The following is a 16,703-nucleotide window of genomic DNA, read 5'->3' as shown; positions in this document are numbered from 1 at the left end:
GACAAGTTTGAGCAAAATAGAGTCTGCGGGCTCATTTTTGTTGTGGTTCCGCTCTAGCCTTTCGCCCGACCTCCAACATCAGCTTCGCCCTTACCTGGCACAACCCTATCAATCGGCACTGAAAGTGTTGGAGTGTTGTAGCTTAGAGTGCCCTCTAACCGTAGAGGCGATCGCACAACAAACTCAACTCAGCCAAGCTAGCGTCCGGCAAATGTTGAAAGTCCTGCAAGCGGCAGGATTAGTAACACCGGCCATGGTTTCCGTTAGGCCATGGCGATCGCAGTCCAGCCCCAGGGAATTCTGGGTTGAGTCGCCTCAACTAATCTCATCAGGTTTGGAATAATTCCGCTCTCCCCCTTGTGCGGCCCTGTTATCAATTCCGAAGACTCCGTTGTCTCATCTATGAATCATTTGGATTTGTCTGAAGAAGCCGTTTTCTTTGATCTTTCCCTGGATCTGCTATCCGTCATTAGTCTAGATGGCTACTTTAAGCGGATTAACCCCTCATTTACCCGGATCCTGGGCTTTTCAGAGGCAGAATTCTTATCTCATCCATTTCTGAACTTCGTGCATCCAGATGATCACACCGTCACGCTTCTGGAGATGGAGAAGCTGAATGCGGGGGTGCCTACCCTCTATTTCGAGAATCGTTATCAAACCAAGGATGGCAGCTATCGCTGGCTGGAATGGAACGCATCACCCCAACTTGACCAAGGGCTCGTCTATTGTGTTGCCCGGGATGTTACCCAGCAAAGACAAATAGAAGAGGCCCTCCGGAAAAGTGATGAACGCTGGCAACTTGCACTACGAGGCACGAACGACGGAATTTGGGATTGGGACGTCAAGACCAATGAAGTATTCTTCTCAACCCGTTGGAAGACAATGCTGGGTTATGAGGCCCATGAGATCGGCAACCATTATGACGAGTGGGTAAAACGAATTCATCCGGAGGATGTAGCCTGGGTAACGCAGGCCATCCAGGATCACTTTGTCAAAAAAACGTCGTTTTACGTGACGGAACATCGAGTATTGTGCAAAGACGGCACTTATAAATGGGTTCTTGACCGAGGTCAGGCCGTTTGGAATGAGGCTGGTGAGGTGCTGCGGATGGTGGGTTCCTATACCGATATCACCGAGCGACAGACTTTGGAAGCTGCTCTCCAGGGGGCCAATCAAGAATTAGAACAGCGAGTTGCCGAACGCACGGCACAATTGGAAGCAGCCAACACAGCACTGAGAGAAAGTGAGGAGCGTAACCAACTGGCCATGGAAGTGGCCCGTATGTTTAGCTTTGAGTGGGAACTCAGCACTGATGAGGTCAAGCGATCGCCCCACTGTGGCACAATCCTCGGCCTAGAAGCACTCGAAGCTGAAAACGATACTGGGGTCAACTTCTTTCAGCGAATTCATCTGAATGATCGCGATCGTTTTGTTGCCATCTTCCAGGCTCTGACCCCTGAGAACAGTATCTACAAAACCACCTACCGTGTGGTGTGTCCTGATGGCCAAATCGTGACTCTCGAGGAGAGTGGACGAGCTCTATTTGACGCACGGGGCCAACTAGTCCGGCTCATTGGCATGACGGCAGACATTACAGAACGTCAGCGATTAGAGGCCGAATTACAGGAAAGCCAAGTCACTCTGCAGCGGCAGTTAGCTGAAATTGAAACCATCTACCAATCGGCACCCATTGGGTTAAATGTTCTCGACACCGATTTGCGCTTTGTGCGAATCAACGAGCAGTTAGCCGAGATGAATGGAATTCCTGTTGAGGCACATATTGGCCGCACCATTCATGAGTTGCTGCCAGATATGGCTGATGCGGCTGAACAAATATTGCTTCCCATTTTGCAGACTGGAGAGCCTCGATTAAATGTCGAAATTATCGGAGAAACCCCAGCCCAGCCAGGGGTACAGCGAGTTTGGCTGGAAAGCTTTTTGCCTTTAAAGGATGGCGATCGCATCATTGGCATTAGCACGGTTTGCGAAGAGATTACCGAGCGCAACCGGGCCGAAGCAGCCCTGCGGCAGAGTGAAGAACTCAATCGACGCATGTTAGAGAGCAGTAGCGACTGCATCAAAGTATTAGATCTGGATGGACGGCTGCTTTACATCAACCTGGGCGGCCAGTGCCTCATGGAGATAGACAATTTCGAGGCATTCCACAACGCAGACTGGCTCGCCTTTTGGCAAGGTAACAACCGAGCCAGTGTTGAGGAAGCGATTGCAACAGCCAAAGCCGGAGAAATTGGACGATTTCAGGGCTATTGTCCAACGGCCAAAGGTACACCTAAATGGTGGGATGTTGTCATTACGCCCATGCAGGATGCAGATGGGCGCGTAGCACAGCTACTGGCTGTTTCCCGGGATGTTACCGAACGGAAGCAAGCAGAAGAAGCATTGCGCCGTTCAGAGGAACGCTATCGTCTGCTATTTGAAACGATGGAAGATGGGTTTTGTGTCATCGAAATGCTATTTGATGATCAGACGCCCATTGATTATCGCTTTATAGAAATTAATCCGATCTTTGAACGGCAAACCGGATTACAAGACGCTATTGGAAAAACAGCCCGCCAACTCATTCCCAATTTAGAAGAATTTTGGTTTGAAACCTATGGCAGAGTTGCCCTCACAGGGGAATCTGCTCGCTTTGAAAACGTTGCTCAGGCGATGGATCGCTGGTTTGAGGTTTATGCCTTTTCCATCGGGCAGCCCGAGAACAATCGAGTTGCGGTTCTGTTTAAAGACATTAGCGATCGCAAAAAATCTGAAACTGCCTTGCGAGAGAATGAAGACCGTCTGCGGATGGCGATCGCCTCGGCTCAACTGGGAACCTGGGATTGGAATTTTGCAACAGGGGAACTGCAATGGGATGCAGGATGCAAAGCCATGTTTGGGCTCCCATCGGATAGAGAGAGCAGCATCGAGGTATTTTTTGATGCGTTGCATCCTGATGATCGCGATCGTGTTCAGAGCATCATGCAAGTCGCACTCGACCCAGTATCAGGTGGCTCCTATGACACGGAGTATCGCGCCATCGGTATTCAAGATGGGGTCGAGCGTTGGTTAAGGGCAAAGGGGCAGGCTTACTATGATGCCAATGGAAAACCCCTCCGCTTCAGCGGTACGGTTTTGGAAATTACCGAACAAAAACGGGTTGAAGCCCAACGGGAAACCTTACTGCAGCAGGAGCAAGCCGCTCGGGAAGCCGCAGAACGAGCCAACCGCATGAAGGACGAATTTTTGGCCGTCCTCTCCCATGAACTGCGAACTCCCCTGAATCCCATTTTGGGCTGGGCCAAGCTGTTGCAAGCTGCCCCCGTAAAGCCTGAAAAACTTCAGCAAGGGTTGACCACTATCGAGCGCAACGCCAAGCATCAGGTACAACTCATCGAAGATCTCCTCGATACCTCACGCATTATTCGCGGTCAGCTAACGCTGAGCTTTGCGAAAGTTGACCTGTCGCAGCCCATTGTGGCGGCCGTAGAAACCGTTCGCCTGGCGGCCGAAGCGAAAGCCATCAACTTAGAGGTACTGCTCGATCCTGAAGTTGGCCCCGTGCGCGGCGACATGGGCCGACTTCAACAGACTATTTGGAACCTTCTCTCCAACGCCATCAAATTCACGCCCCAGGGCGGCCGCGTCGAAGTTCGCCTCTCCCGCATTGATCCCCTCTCCCCCACAGACGCCCAAGCACCATCTCCCCTCTCCTACGCCCAAATCACCGTCACGGATACGGGAAAAGGCATCACCCCCGACTTTCTACCCCACGTCTTCGAACTCTTCCGGCAACAGGATAGTTCCACAACCCGTTCGTTTGGGGGGTTGGGGTTAGGACTGGCGATCGTCCGTCAGGTGATCGAAGCCCATGGAGGTACCATCACCGTTACCAGCCCCGGAGAAGACCAGGGAAGCACGTTTACTTTACGATTGCCGCTGATGCCTGCGTCGAGCCCTGGCGACGATCGCCCCTCCAACTCTCACACGCTAAATTTCGAGAATCTGCGGGTTTTGGTCGTAGATGATGAGATCGATTCGTTAGAACTGGTTAAAGTGCTGCTGGAAGATGAAGGGGCTATTGTACAAGCCGTATCCTCGGCTACCGCAGCTCTGCGATCGCTAACTCAAGATCAGTTTGATCTACTGATTAGCGATATTGGGATGCCCGAGATGAATGGCTATGCCTTCATCGGTCAGGTTCGCACGCTGCCATTACAGTCGAATGGAAAGATTCCGGCGATCGCCCTTACGGCCTACGCAGGCGAAACCAATCAGAAGCAGGCCCTAGCGGCTGGCTTTCAAGCCCACTTGGCAAAACCTATCGACCCGCAACACTTGTTAACTGCGATTGCGGAGATAATAGTGTCATGACCACGAATTCTGCCTAAAGGTTTGAGCATGGTGAAGTCCTATCAAATTCTCATGGTCATTGATGAGAGCCCCGGAAGCGAGCAGTACACGCGCCAGCTACAGTGGGATGAGGCTTTCACCTATACAGTTCTCACAGAACGGCAGGATGCCCAGATTTTGATGGCCTGTCAATCCCAGGCCATTGATGGCATCTTCTTAAAATGCTCGCCTCCCAACTTAAGCTCTCTCCAGCTTCTTGGTCAGCTTAAACAGCAGATGGGCGAGAGGTGCCCACCGATCGTCGTAATTGGCAGTGGAGATGCCGAAGTTGCCGTGCAAGCCTTAAAAAATGGGGCGACCGATTATCTGGTCGGAGAGCGGATGACGCCGGATAGCCTGCGATTTAGCATGCAGAGCGCCATCGAAAATGCTCAGTTGCGCCGGGAATTGCAACACAGCCAACAACAATTCCAGACCTCGGTTGAGAATATGCTGGACTGTTTCGGCATCTTCTCATCCATCCGAAATGAGTTAGGGCAGATTGTTGATTTTCGGATTGACTACCTGAACAAAGCGGCCTGGGAAAACAGCCGCGTGCCTCGAGAACACCAGATTGGGCGAGGGTTATGCGAGCTATGGCCGGGACACCGAGAATCGGGACTGCTTGACGAGTACTGCCGGGTTGTTGAAACCGGAAAGCCGTTAGTGAAAGACTCACTCATCTATGAGGGCGCCTATGGTGAGCCACAATTAGTACGGGTCTTTGATATTCATGCTTCTAAGTTAAATGATGGCTTCGTTGCCTCCTGGCGAGACGTCACCGATCGCAAACACCTTGAGTTAGAACTGAGCCAGACCATAGCAACCCTGCAACAAAACCAAAATCGCTTGCAACGGCTCATCGATACGGCTCCCATTGGTATCGGTATTGGCTCAGCCAATGGTGAGGTGAGCGTCATCAACGATGCCATGCTTGCCCTGCATGGCTACACCCGAGAGGAATTTGAACAACAGGGGATGAATTGGCGCGACTCCATCCCACCAGAGTTTGCAGATCGCATCGAGCCTACTATGGTCCAATTGCGGAACCAGGGCTTTCTCCCCCCGGAACAAAGGGAATTGCAACGGCGGGATGGGTCACGGGTTCCCATCTGGATCAGTGCCACTCAGTGGACAGAGGGTACAGACGAGCATGTAGCATTTGCCGTCGATCTAACCCAGCAAAAGCAATTTGAGGCAACGATCCAACAGCTCAATCAAGATTTAGTAAATCGGGTTTCTGAGCTACAAATCCTATTAGATATGACTCCTGTAGGTATTGCGATCGCCACCGATCCAGCCTGCATGAATATGCAAAGTAATGCTTATATCCGACAATTGCTGGGTATTAACCCTGGGGATAATATATCCAAGAGTGCGCCAACCCATGAGCCTCCCTACCGCGTTTTCCAAAACGGGCAGGAAGTTCCAGCTGAGGATTTACCGATGCAGGTTGCTGCCAGGCTGAATGTTGACGTGCGGGATGTCGAATTTGATATCTTGCTACCTGATGGTACCGGACGCAAAATATTAGCCTATGCGACTCCGTTGAAAGGTGACCAAAATCAAACACGGGGAACGATTGGAGTATTTTTGGATGTAACGGAGCGTGACCAGACTATAACCGCTCTTAAAGCGAGCCAGGAACGCTATCGGGAATTAGCAGAAGCAATGCCCCAAATGGTTTGGACTGCTGATGCAACCGGAACCGTTAATTACTGGAATCAACGCTGGTACGAATACAGCGGCTTGAGTGAAGCGGAATCAATGGGTTTAGCGGGTACTCATGCGATTCATCCTGACGATCGTGATCGTACCCTGGCCATATGGGCTCAGTCCGTTCAGCAAGGAAAACCCTTTGAGATTGAATATCGCGTGCGCCGTCGAGATGGCATTTACCACTGGTTTATCAGCCGAGGCATTCCCACCCAAGACAATCAAGGACAAATACTGGGTTGGCTGGGTACCGTTACAGACATTGATAACCAAAAGCGGTTAGAAGAGCGGCTACAGCTGGTGATGCGTGCGGTTAATGGATTGATTTTTGATTGGGATTTACATACTAAAAACGTTTATCGATCTGAGCAATTATTTGAACTGGTAGGCGTTCACCCAGAAGATGTTCCACCGACCGCAGACTGGTGGCAAGACCGCCTTCACCCTGAGGATCGGGCCCGACTGGAACCCAAACTTCCTGACTTATACGCCAGCTCTCACGAACTCTATGAAGGGGAGTACCGCGTTTGGCACGAAGAGGGAGGCTGGATCAGTGTTTGGGAGCGGGGTTGTCTAGTACGGGACGAACAGGGACAGGTTATCCGAGTCGTCGGCTCAACGGTTGATATTAGCGATCGCAAAAAAGCCGAAGCCGCTCTACAAGAGCGCAGCGAACACATTCAACTGCTATATGAAACAACCCGTGATTTGCTCTCATCCACGCAACCCCTGGCGCTGGTTGAAACGGTATTTAACAGACTCAAAGACCTGATTGGATTAGACGTTTATATCAACTATGTCCTGGACGAACACCAGCAGAAGTTACATCTCACTTTCTATGGTGGCATCCCTCAAGATGCTGTCCAGCAGTTGGAATGGTTGGATCTTGGGCAGGCCATCTGCGGCACCGTGGCTCAACAACGCTGCCAAATTGTACAGACCGATGTTCAAATCTTGACCAATCCCAAAGCACAATTAGCGCGATCGCTCGGTGTTACGGCCTACGCCAGTCAACCGCTAATTTCCCACGGAAAACTGTTTGGAACACTGAGCTTTGGCAGTCGTAGCCGTACCCATTTCACCCCCTCTGAGAAATCCCTTTTTCAAGCCATTTGTGACCAGATCGCGATCGCGATTGAACGGTCTGAACTCCTCACCTCGCTACAACAACAAACAGAAGAACTCATGCGGGTGAACCGCATTAAGGATGAGTTTCTCGCAGTTCTATCTCACGAGTTGCGATCGCCCCTCAACCCCATTTTGGGGTGGGCAAAACTTCTACAGAGCCACACGTTTGACGCAGCCAAAACCGCTGAAGCATTAGCCACGATCGAACGCAACGCCAAGCTTCAGACCCAACTCATTGATGACCTGTTGGATATCGCCAAGATTTTGCGGGGCAAACTTACGTTAGAAATGGCTCCCGTCAATCCAGTCTTTGTGATTGAGGCCGCCATCGACACCGTGAGAGCGGCTGCCCTGGCCAAAAACATCCACCTCCACTCCGTACTTCCTGCCATTGGGCAGGTCTCTGGCGATGCTGTACGGCTTCAACAAATTGTCTGGAATCTTCTGTCCAATGCCATCAAATTCACGCCCACCCATGGTCGGGTAAATATCCAATTGGAGCGGGTGATGGGCCATGAGCCATCGCTCATCGGTGCCGACCCCTTACACTTCTCTATTACCCATTACCCATCGCCCATTACTCCCTACGCCCAAATTACGGTTTCCGACACAGGGAAAGGCATCAATCGGGATTTTCTACCCCATATCTTTGAATCTTTTCGGCAGGAAGATGCTTCAACCACACGCAAGTTTGGTGGACTTGGGCTGGGCTTGGCGATCGTTCGTCAGTTAGTGGAAGCTCATGGCGGTACGATTACTGCCAGCAGCCCTGGTGAGGGGATGGGAGCAACCTTTACAGTTCGCCTGCCCCTGGTTGCACTGGAGCCAGAATTCTCACAGCCTAAGTCCGTGTTAAATCAAGAACCGGATTTGACGGGTATTCGGATTCTGATTGTGGATGATGAACCGGATGCCCGTGAGCTTTTAATGGTGCTGTTGACCCAGTATGGAGCCGAAGTCATAGTTGCGGCTTCGGCGATAGAAGCATTAGCTATGCTTCAACCAGTTCCACCCCACCTCTTGATTAGTGATATTGGCATGCCCAGTGTTGATGGCTATGCCCTGATTCAACAGATTCGTCAGCTCCCCCCTGAGAAAGGAGGTCAGATTCGGGCGATCGCCCTCACCGCCTATGCAGGAGAGAGCGACCAGCAGCATGCGATCACGGCTGGATTTCAACAACACATTGCCAAACCTATTGACTCAGATATGTTAATCAGAGCCATTATTGACTGGATATAAAAGTATTTATTTTTGCGTGCGCAAAGCGCACGCAAAAATATAGCCTTACGTAATTCTAAGCCCGTAACACTATCGAAAAGATTAGTCACCTATAACGAAAACAGCCATTATCCAGCGATGACCTTCCTGCTTAAAAATAGCTCGGTAGCCGATGGGAGAAAATGCATAACGACTGGAGACAAATCCACGATTTCCCTTGGGTGTAATAATGGGTCGCCAGCCTTCATTGGTTTCCAACAACTGTTGTTGTGCCTCAGATAGTTGTTCAAATCCCTGAGGATCAGTCTTAACCACCTCATGGGATACAACATCAACAGCAGCCTGATGGATACCAGGAGCCCGACGTACATTCACAGATTCTCCAACAATAAACACATCGGTGTAAGGATCATAACCACTCTGACCAATGGACTCTACTTCGCTGGCGGAAGAACAAATCCATTCCTGAGAATTATCGATAGCATCTCTGGGGCTACAGGGTGCATTGACAACCCGCTCCAGATGTTTCCAAAACACACTGTCAGGGTTATCAATGTCTAAGTCATCCAACGTTATATCAGGGCCAAAGCTGAGGTAAATATCAGGGGCAGCGATCGCCCGAATATCGTCAGCACGTCGCTCTTGAACGGTTTGCCTTAAGCTTTCACGAAAATTGTAGAAAGTACTACCAGGACGGGCAGCATCAACCAACCGAAACGGTCTGCGAGGATATGCCGCGACAGTACCCTTGCTGGAATGGAGTTGACCCGCTTGAGTGGTTGTAGAGGTGGAATACATAATAGAGTTTGCCGTTACAGGTGTTGTAGAGAAAGAAGAGAGAGATTGGCACATAGCCAGGACTATGACGAGCCCAGTAGCCCGTGGCAGAAGGCAGCGATACTTCAAGAACGTGACCTCTTAGTTCCAAACTTGTCTCTGAACTCACTCTAAGGTTGTCTTCGCTGGGGCACATCCCTCATGTCATTGACCTGACCGGACTATCTGATTGGGTGAATGAGCAGGTGGAACTGGGTGATGCCAGCAATTCTCAGTATGGGCATCAAAGCCAAGAGTTCACGCCCTACGGGCGTGAACTCTTGGCTTTGATGCCCGAAAACCGCGCGCCTTTGGCGCGCGGTTTTCGGGCCTGATTTCAAAATGAGAATTGCTGGGGTGATGCGCTAGCCTACTTGCAACACCCATGAGACATGCACTGCTGGACAACCGCTCTAGAAAGCTAAACGGCCCAAACGTCAAGAACCATCCCGGTCTGCCGTAACCTTTCCACCAGCACATTCCCTAACCCCGTTGCCGGAGTCAGAATACCGCCCCGGCTTTGGCCACCTGGTAATGCATCCTCTTGTAATGCCAAACTCAAAGCCGATTCACAAACAAACTTGACGGTTGCTCGGTTACCCGGATCACCCTGATCGCGGATCAATCCTCGCACTTTACGCCCATTTGTACCTGTCCCTATCAATTCGCAGGAGAACCAGCCCGTATTCATCGTTTGTTCAGACGGACCCTGGCCCGGTTTCGGAAGCAGGGGTTGGAGGAGCGATCGCACCTGCGCCTGCTGGAATACCCCCATAAAAACACCCAGCCCCGCAGTCACCCCTGTAGCCTGTAACCAGGCCAACGGCTCATTGAACTTGAAATACTCTTGATACGTGAAGTGGGGGCCATAGGGCTCTTGCCATTCTTCATATAAAGCCTGACTTCGGCGAACAATACGAGTGTTGACAGGGCCCATAAAAAAGGGAGCGACCCAGGTGTTGACCTCGGGAGCAAAGGATGGGGTTAAAGGATCACGATTACGATCAATTTCAGTCTGGGTGTGATGATGGGATGGATTGAGTAGAAATGGATCACTCAACTGTGCAAACGTGTTTGAATCCAACAGGTTAAAGGCCGATGCTAGCGTGCCACCGTTTAGCCCTCCAAATAGTTGAAAGTAAGCCTTCGCGTCTGCGCAAGCCGTGCCCAAAGACTGCTGCAGATATCGCACCATCAAGTAAGACCCCAAATCGGACGGAACAGAGTCAAAACCACAGCAGGGAATAATGCGGGTGCCATCGGCTGCGGCCTGAGCATGGTAACGATCAATCAATGTTTTGACCCAGGGAACTTCTCCCGTAATGTCGACATAATGCGTTTTGAACCGCACACAGGCGTCTACCAGTGTGTCGCCATAGAGGGCAAAAGGCCCGGCTGTCGTCAGAATTACCCGTGTCTGCGAAACAATGCGATCGATCGCCTCCTGATCCTGGCTGTCGGCCACCAACACATCTGCATCCACACCGACCTCAGCTTTAACGGCTTCGAGTTTTTGGCGGTTTCGTCCCGCGATCGCCCACCGCAACGACCCACCAGCAGCATGGCGGGCAAAGTATTGTACAGTTTGCTTACCAACAAAACCACTTGCACCGTAAAGAACAACATCATAAGGACGTTCAGCCATGGTCGGGGCTCCTGAAGAAGGGGCTATAGGGCGTCAGTTTACGCGATCGCCATTAAGTTTGGTTTGAATTCAGAGGAATGACAGACCTGCCTTCTAAGATCGATATAGGCCGTGATAAAGAAATCTGGTATTTTTTGATTTGTTTTACCCTTAACCAATAAGGACTTTGATGCAATCGTTATCTATGCCAAGCAAGGTATTTAAGCGCAATAACGTCGTAGTGCTGGGGCAGGGAGAGCAAACCATTATTTTTGCCCATGGGTTTGGCTCAGACCAAACGGCCTGGCGACATCAGGTTGAAGCCTTTCAGTCTGACTACCGCATTGTTTTATTTGATCACGTTGGGGCCGGGAAGTCTGATATGGCAGCCTATAGCCCCCACCGATATAGCTCCCTTTATAGTTACGCAGAAGATTTATTAGAGTTATGCGCTGAATTAAAGCTATCTCAAGCTATTTTGGTGGGCCATTCGGTGAGCGGGATGGTAAGCTTGCTGGCGGCTCTGGTTGATCCCAGCCGCTTCAAGCAGTTAATTTTCATGGGTGCATCCCCTCGCTATGTAAATGATGCGAACACCAGTTATATTGGTGGCTTCGAGCAGTCTGATCTGGATGCCCTGTATGAGGCCATGTCCTCTAATTACTATGCCTGGGTGAGCGGCTTTGCGCCCATCGCCATGGGCAACCCTGATCGCCCTGAACTGGCTACCGAATTTGCTAATACCTTAGCGGCTATTCGTCCCGATATCGCTCAGGCGGTATCACGGGTTATTTTTCAGTCTGACCACCGGGCAGAACTGCCGCGATTGAAAGTACCCACGACGATTCTGCAATCCAACAACGACGTCGCTGTCCCCCTTGTGGTGGGAGACTATTTGGCAAAGCACATTCCCAACTCGAAACTCATTAACATTAACGCTCAGGGGCATCTTCCTCATATTAGTGCGCCTCACGTCGTGACCCAAACTATTTCAGAATGTTTAGCCGCCTGAAGCTATTGCACGTTCATTCCTCTGGCAGCAACCCCTTACCATCATCCCATCCAGAGCAATTGCCCAGTTTTGAGCCCTTAGTGTTGGGCCTGGCCATGGCACTGTTCGGGTTACTTGTGTTAAGTGGCTGTTCTCCCCTGTTGTGGCTGGCTCCCGTCCTTTTTGGTGGGTTTACGTTACGTCCCCCATCACGGGCGATCGCCTTAACAGGAGCGCTTCTGTGGGGTTTCCTGCTACTCCTGAACTGGGACGAGGCTACGACTCGTCACCTGCTAACCCTGGCCGTCACTGTACTGTTGAGCCCGTTAACACGACGCTATTTATTGCAATGGGAATGGCAGAATGCGACCCAGACTACCCTGGCAAACTTGACCCAGGATGAAACCGCTGCCAGTCCGGAACAAGCGATCGCCTACGCCCTTACCACCCTAAAAACCTTCACCTGCTCCGATGGAGCCATTGTGCTGCGGCAGCTCGATGACGTTACGGCAGAAGCCTTGGTATCTCTTCCCGAGCATGCGCTCCCCGATCGCCTCACCACTCCAACATTATTTGCTGAAGCGATCGCCCAAAATTGCTGCGTCTACTACGAGGATTACCCCGCTACAGCTAATGCAGCGGCGGCTTTGGTGGCGCAAGGCGTGCAATCGGTAGCGGTACTTCCGCTATTGCAAGCTGAAGCTGTGCGAGGAGCCATTGTTCTATTTTGGTACGATTCCGTACAGTTCTCCCCACAATTACAACAGTTTCTAAAATCTATCCTCGGTGGGATGCGCAATTTGTTGCGCTTCCAGGATGTTACTTTGCGCCTGGACAATTTACAGGCACGGTTACGGGCCATTCTCGAAACCATTCCTCAGGGCGTCGTGTTTATTGATGAAAGTGGCGCACAGGGTTGGTTGAACCATGTAGCTGCCAAGCAATTAGGGTTACCCCACGGGGCAGCGGAGCCAATGGCGATCGCTCAGGCCATGACTGCTCTGAGGCTGAAGGCAGACAACCAGCAAGACATTGCCCGACAAGCTGCCCAATTGTTCACACAGCCCCAGGTCGAGATCCGAGATTGGCAGTGGTTTTTTAGCCAGCCTCAGTCCCAGGTCTTGAGCCTCTCCAGTACACCCATTTATCAGCGAGACATTCCCGGGCGTCTGTGGGTGATTGATGATATCACGGAGCGTTGGCAGGCCGACGTCGCAACCCAACAAGCCAAAGATATGGCAGAGGCTGCTAATCGGGCCAAAAGCGAGTTCCTGGCGAATATGAGCCATGAGCTTCGAACACCGTTGAACGGCATTCTCGGGTACGCACAAATCCTGAAAAAATCGGTCAGCCTGACGGAACAGCAAAGGAACGGCCTAGAAATTATTCATCACAGTGGTGAACATTTGTTGACATTGATTAATGACGTTCTAGATTTGTCGAAAATTGAAGCCAGGAAGATGGAATTGCATCCCCATGACTTCCATTTTTCTGCCTTTCTAGAAAACTTGGTGCAAATGTTCAAAGTTCGTGCCCGACAGGACATTGCCTTTGTGTATGAACCGATTGCACCGCTACCAACGTTTGTTCAGGCCGATGAAAAACGGCTGCGTCAGGTACTCCTGAATCTCTTGGGCAATGCCATCAAATTTACAGAGCACGGGCACGTTACCTTTCGAGTTCGACCTGTCGAGGATGACTTGCACCTGGGTCTAGCCAAGCTGCGGTTTGAGGTAGAAGATACGGGGGTTGGGATTGCGGACGAACAGCTAGACGCCATTTTTCTGCCGTTTCAGCAGGCAGGGGACAATCGACGACAAATTGAGGGAACTGGGTTGGGATTGACCATTACCCGTCAACTTGTGCAACTGATGGGCAGCGACATTCAGGTGAAAAGCCTACCGGGCAAGGGCAGTACATTCTGGTTTGATATTGTTCTCCCAGAAATGACTAACCAGGGTGGGATCTCTGCACCACCTCCACCCGCTATTGTGGGGTATGCGGGCGATCGCCGCAAAGTGCTGGTGGTCGATAACCAGTGGGAAAATCGCGCGGTTCTCGTAGGGCTGTTGAAACCGTTAGGATTTGAAATCATGGAGGCAGTGGATGGGCAAGATGGACTGAATAAGGCCTATGAGTTTCGTCCTGATGCTGTTTTAATGGATCTGGTAATGCCCATCATGGATGGGTTTGAGGCGATTCGACGGTTACGGTCGTCGCCAACACTGAAGGATATTGTGATTATCGCCGTCTCTGCCAGCACGTTAGACTTTGATCAGGAGACCAGCCGCAAGGCAGGTTGTAATGGATTTCTGCCCAAACCGGTGCGCGAAGAGGATTTGTTGCAACATCTGCAAGCCTACCTCAACCTGACATGGGTTTACCAACAAGTTGAGGAAAAGTCCCAGAAGGTAGAGAAGCCTGACGAGGCGATTGCCACAGATACTTCAGTAGCTATTTCCGGCGCGCTGGCCACTCTGCCGGCCAAGGCAGAGCTCGATACACTACTCGATTTCGCGATGCAGGGCGATTTACAGGCTATTACGGACCACATTGCCCAGCTAGAGCAGACTGACGAGCGTTGGTTGACGTTGACACACCCTCTAGCTCAGTTGGTTAAGGGCTTTGAGGAGCAGCAGATTTTAGAGTTGATTCGCCAGTATCGAGAGCAATTATGAACACTGTCAGCCCTTCGACAATTCTGATTGTTGACGATACGCCAACGAATCTGAATGTCCTGTTCGACTTCTTGCGCAATTCTGGCTTCAAGGTGTTGGTTGCCCAGAGTGGCAAGAGTGCCTTGCAGAAAGTGGAATACGCCAAACCAGACTTGATCTTGCTAGACATTCTGATGCCAGAAATGGACGGGTTTGAGACCTGTCAGATATTGAAGTCCCGACCTTCGACCCAGGAAACACCGATTATCTTCATGACGGCCCTTTCAGAAACCGTCGACAAGGTGAAGGGATTACGGTTAGGAGCCGTCGATTACATCACCAAACCCTTTCAACAGGAGGAGGTTTTGGCACGGATTCAGCTTCACCTGAACCTCCGGAACCTCACCCGCCAGATCCAGGAACAAAATGCTCAGCTTGAACAAGAAATTCAAGAACGGATTCAGGCTGAGGAGCGGGTGCGGCAACGCGAGGCACAGTTGCGGCTGCTCACCGATGCGCTGCCCGTTATGATTTCTTACATCGACCGTGAGCATAACTATCGCTTTGTCAATCGTGGCTACGAAGACTGGTTTCAATGTTCGCGAGAAGACCTTGAAAACCATCACATGCGTGATTTGATGGAAGATGAATTATATAAAGAACTTCTTCCAAAACTAGAGCTGGCACTCTCCGGTCAAACCGTTACGTTCGACAGCACCCTAACGCGTGAGGGTCATTTACATCACTTTGAGTTCGCCTATGTACCTCATTTCGACGACGATGAAGTACAGGGAACTTACGTACTGATGCAGGATGTGACGGAGCGTAAACAGCTTGAACGTCAGTTACTGCGATCGCAACGGATGGAAAGTTTAGGCACTTTAGCCAGTGGCATTGCTCATGATTTAAACAACGTATTAACTCCCATTCTTATGTCAGTTCAATTACTGGCGATGAAACATAAGGATGAACAAAGTCAGCAATGGTTAAAGTTAGTCGAACGGAATACTAAACGAGGTGCTGACTTAATACGTCAGGTGATGTCTTTTGTACGGGGTATCGAAGGCACGCATACATTGATTCAGCCTGATCAATTACTGCGCGAGATCAAGCAAATCATAGATGAAATATTTCCAAAATCCATCACAATTTCAACGCATATTATCCCCGAGCTCTGGGCGGTTTCTGGTGATTCAACTCAGCTGCATCAGGTCCTGATGAATCTCTGTGTGAATGCACGGGATGCCATGCCTCAGGGTGGGCAACTCAAGCTTGGTGTAGAAAATCTAGAGATTGACCCAGCATTTGTCCACATTCATCCAGAAGCTAAAGTCGGTAGCTATGTCCTGATCTCCGTTGCAGATACAGGTGTAGGTATTCCCCCTGACGTTATTGATCGTATTTTTGACCCCTTCTTCACCACCAAGGAATTCGGGCAGGGTACTGGGTTAGGCTTATCAACGGTGCTGGGTATTGTCAAAAGTCATGGTGGTTTTATCACGGTTTCCAGCAAACCTGATGTGGGTACACAGTTTAATGTGTATTTACCCGCGATCGCCCCAGCAGTACCGCTTCCGTCCGAAGATAATGAACTGCCCATCGGGCATGGCGAAACTGTTTTAATCGTGGACGACGAAGCCGCCATTCGCGAGATCGCAAAACACTCCCTAGAGGCCTTTGGCTATCAAACCTTAACAGCAAATGATGGGCTTGAAGCCATTTCCATTTATGTGCAACATCCTCAAAAAATCGATCTGGTGATCGTCGATATGATGATGCCCTCTATGGATGGGTCTCTAGCTATTCGGGCGTTAAAGGAGATCAATCCTGACGTGCGGATTGTAGCCATAAGCGGTTTAATTACCAGTGAAACATGCAGCAATCTAACAGATACTGACGTTCTTGCCTTTCTACCCAAACCTTTCACCACTAAAGATTTGCTAACCACCCTCAGCAAGATTGTAAAACGTTGAACAGGAGTGGCAACAAGAAACTCTTCGCAGATTTTTGCCTTGTAGAGGTAGTTTTATTTTTATCTCATACTAAATATAACGTCAGTTCGGGATAAGCCGAACCGCCCATTATTGCGTGCGCGACGCGCACGCAATAATGGGCTTTTTCGAGTGCCGCGCTTCGCGCGGCACTCGAAAAAGCCCTTAAC

9 protein-coding genes are annotated in these 16,703 nt (G+C 50.6%); 7 read left to right on the top strand and 2 right to left on the bottom strand.

Annotated features, from left to right (window positions below):
* Positions 1 to 37 precede the first annotated feature (37 nt).
* The 3 genes from H6F91_RS02180 to H6F91_RS02170 are packed head-to-tail and all read left to right on the top strand — an operon-like array spanning position 38 to position 8,475.
* On the top strand, positions 38 to 343 hold the full coding sequence (locus H6F91_RS02180; protein WP_206754886.1) for a helix-turn-helix domain-containing protein: 306 nt from the start codon (positions 38 to 40) through the stop codon (positions 341 to 343).
* A gap of 59 nt (positions 344 to 402) precedes the next feature.
* A complete protein-coding gene (locus H6F91_RS02175; RefSeq protein ID WP_190775506.1) occupies positions 403 to 4,371 on the top strand; it encodes a PAS domain S-box protein in 3,969 nt (1,322 codons plus the stop codon).
* A gap of 27 nt (positions 4,372 to 4,398) precedes the next feature.
* Entirely contained in the window at positions 4,399 to 8,475 is a 4,077-nt protein-coding gene (locus H6F91_RS02170) for a PAS domain-containing protein (RefSeq protein ID WP_190775505.1), read from the top strand.
* Between the two features lie 81 nt (positions 8,476 to 8,556).
* On the opposite strand, the gene H6F91_RS02165 is transcribed toward H6F91_RS02170, so the two are convergent.
* Complete coding sequence (locus H6F91_RS02165; protein WP_190775504.1) at positions 8,557 to 9,252, bottom strand: hypothetical protein; 696 nt, start codon at positions 9,250 to 9,252, stop codon at positions 8,557 to 8,559.
* 155 nt (positions 9,253 to 9,407) lie between these two features.
* Between H6F91_RS02165 and H6F91_RS02160 the strand changes: the two genes are divergently transcribed.
* Positions 9,408 to 9,605, top strand: a complete 198-nt coding sequence (locus tag H6F91_RS02160) for a hypothetical protein (RefSeq protein ID WP_190775503.1) — start codon at positions 9,408 to 9,410, stop codon at positions 9,603 to 9,605.
* A gap of 86 nt (positions 9,606 to 9,691) precedes the next feature.
* Here H6F91_RS02160 and H6F91_RS02155 read toward each other — a convergent pair whose 3' ends face one another.
* Complete coding sequence (locus H6F91_RS02155; RefSeq protein ID WP_190775502.1) at positions 9,692 to 10,915, bottom strand: saccharopine dehydrogenase NADP-binding domain-containing protein; 1,224 nt, start codon at positions 10,913 to 10,915, stop codon at positions 9,692 to 9,694.
* A 184-nt stretch (positions 10,916 to 11,099) separates the two neighbouring features.
* On the opposite strand from H6F91_RS02155, the gene H6F91_RS02150 reads away from it, so the two are divergent.
* From H6F91_RS02150 to H6F91_RS02140, 3 genes are read left to right on the top strand one after another with little or no spacing between them, the layout of a single operon-like run.
* Positions 11,100 to 11,906, top strand: coding sequence for an alpha/beta hydrolase (locus tag H6F91_RS02150; protein WP_190775501.1), 807 nt, complete (start codon positions 11,100 to 11,102; stop codon positions 11,904 to 11,906).
* Complete coding sequence (locus tag H6F91_RS02145; protein WP_190775500.1) at positions 11,891 to 14,563, top strand: ATP-binding protein; 2,673 nt, start codon at positions 11,891 to 11,893, stop codon at positions 14,561 to 14,563. The genes H6F91_RS02150 and H6F91_RS02145 overlap by 16 nt, the downstream gene beginning before the upstream one ends.
* Positions 14,560 to 16,515, top strand: a complete 1,956-nt coding sequence (locus H6F91_RS02140) for a response regulator (protein WP_190789206.1) — start codon at positions 14,560 to 14,562, stop codon at positions 16,513 to 16,515. Before H6F91_RS02145 ends, H6F91_RS02140 begins: the two co-directional genes overlap by 4 nt.
* The last annotated feature ends 188 nt before the right edge of the window (positions 16,516 to 16,703 follow it).

It is taken from the genome of Leptolyngbya sp. FACHB-8 (assembly GCF_014695575.1).
Classification (GTDB): Bacteria; Cyanobacteriota; Cyanobacteriia; order Elainellales; family Elainellaceae; genus Vacuolonema.
Note: the sequence above shows the minus strand (reverse complement) of the source record. Positions and strands in the feature narration are given on the sequence as shown.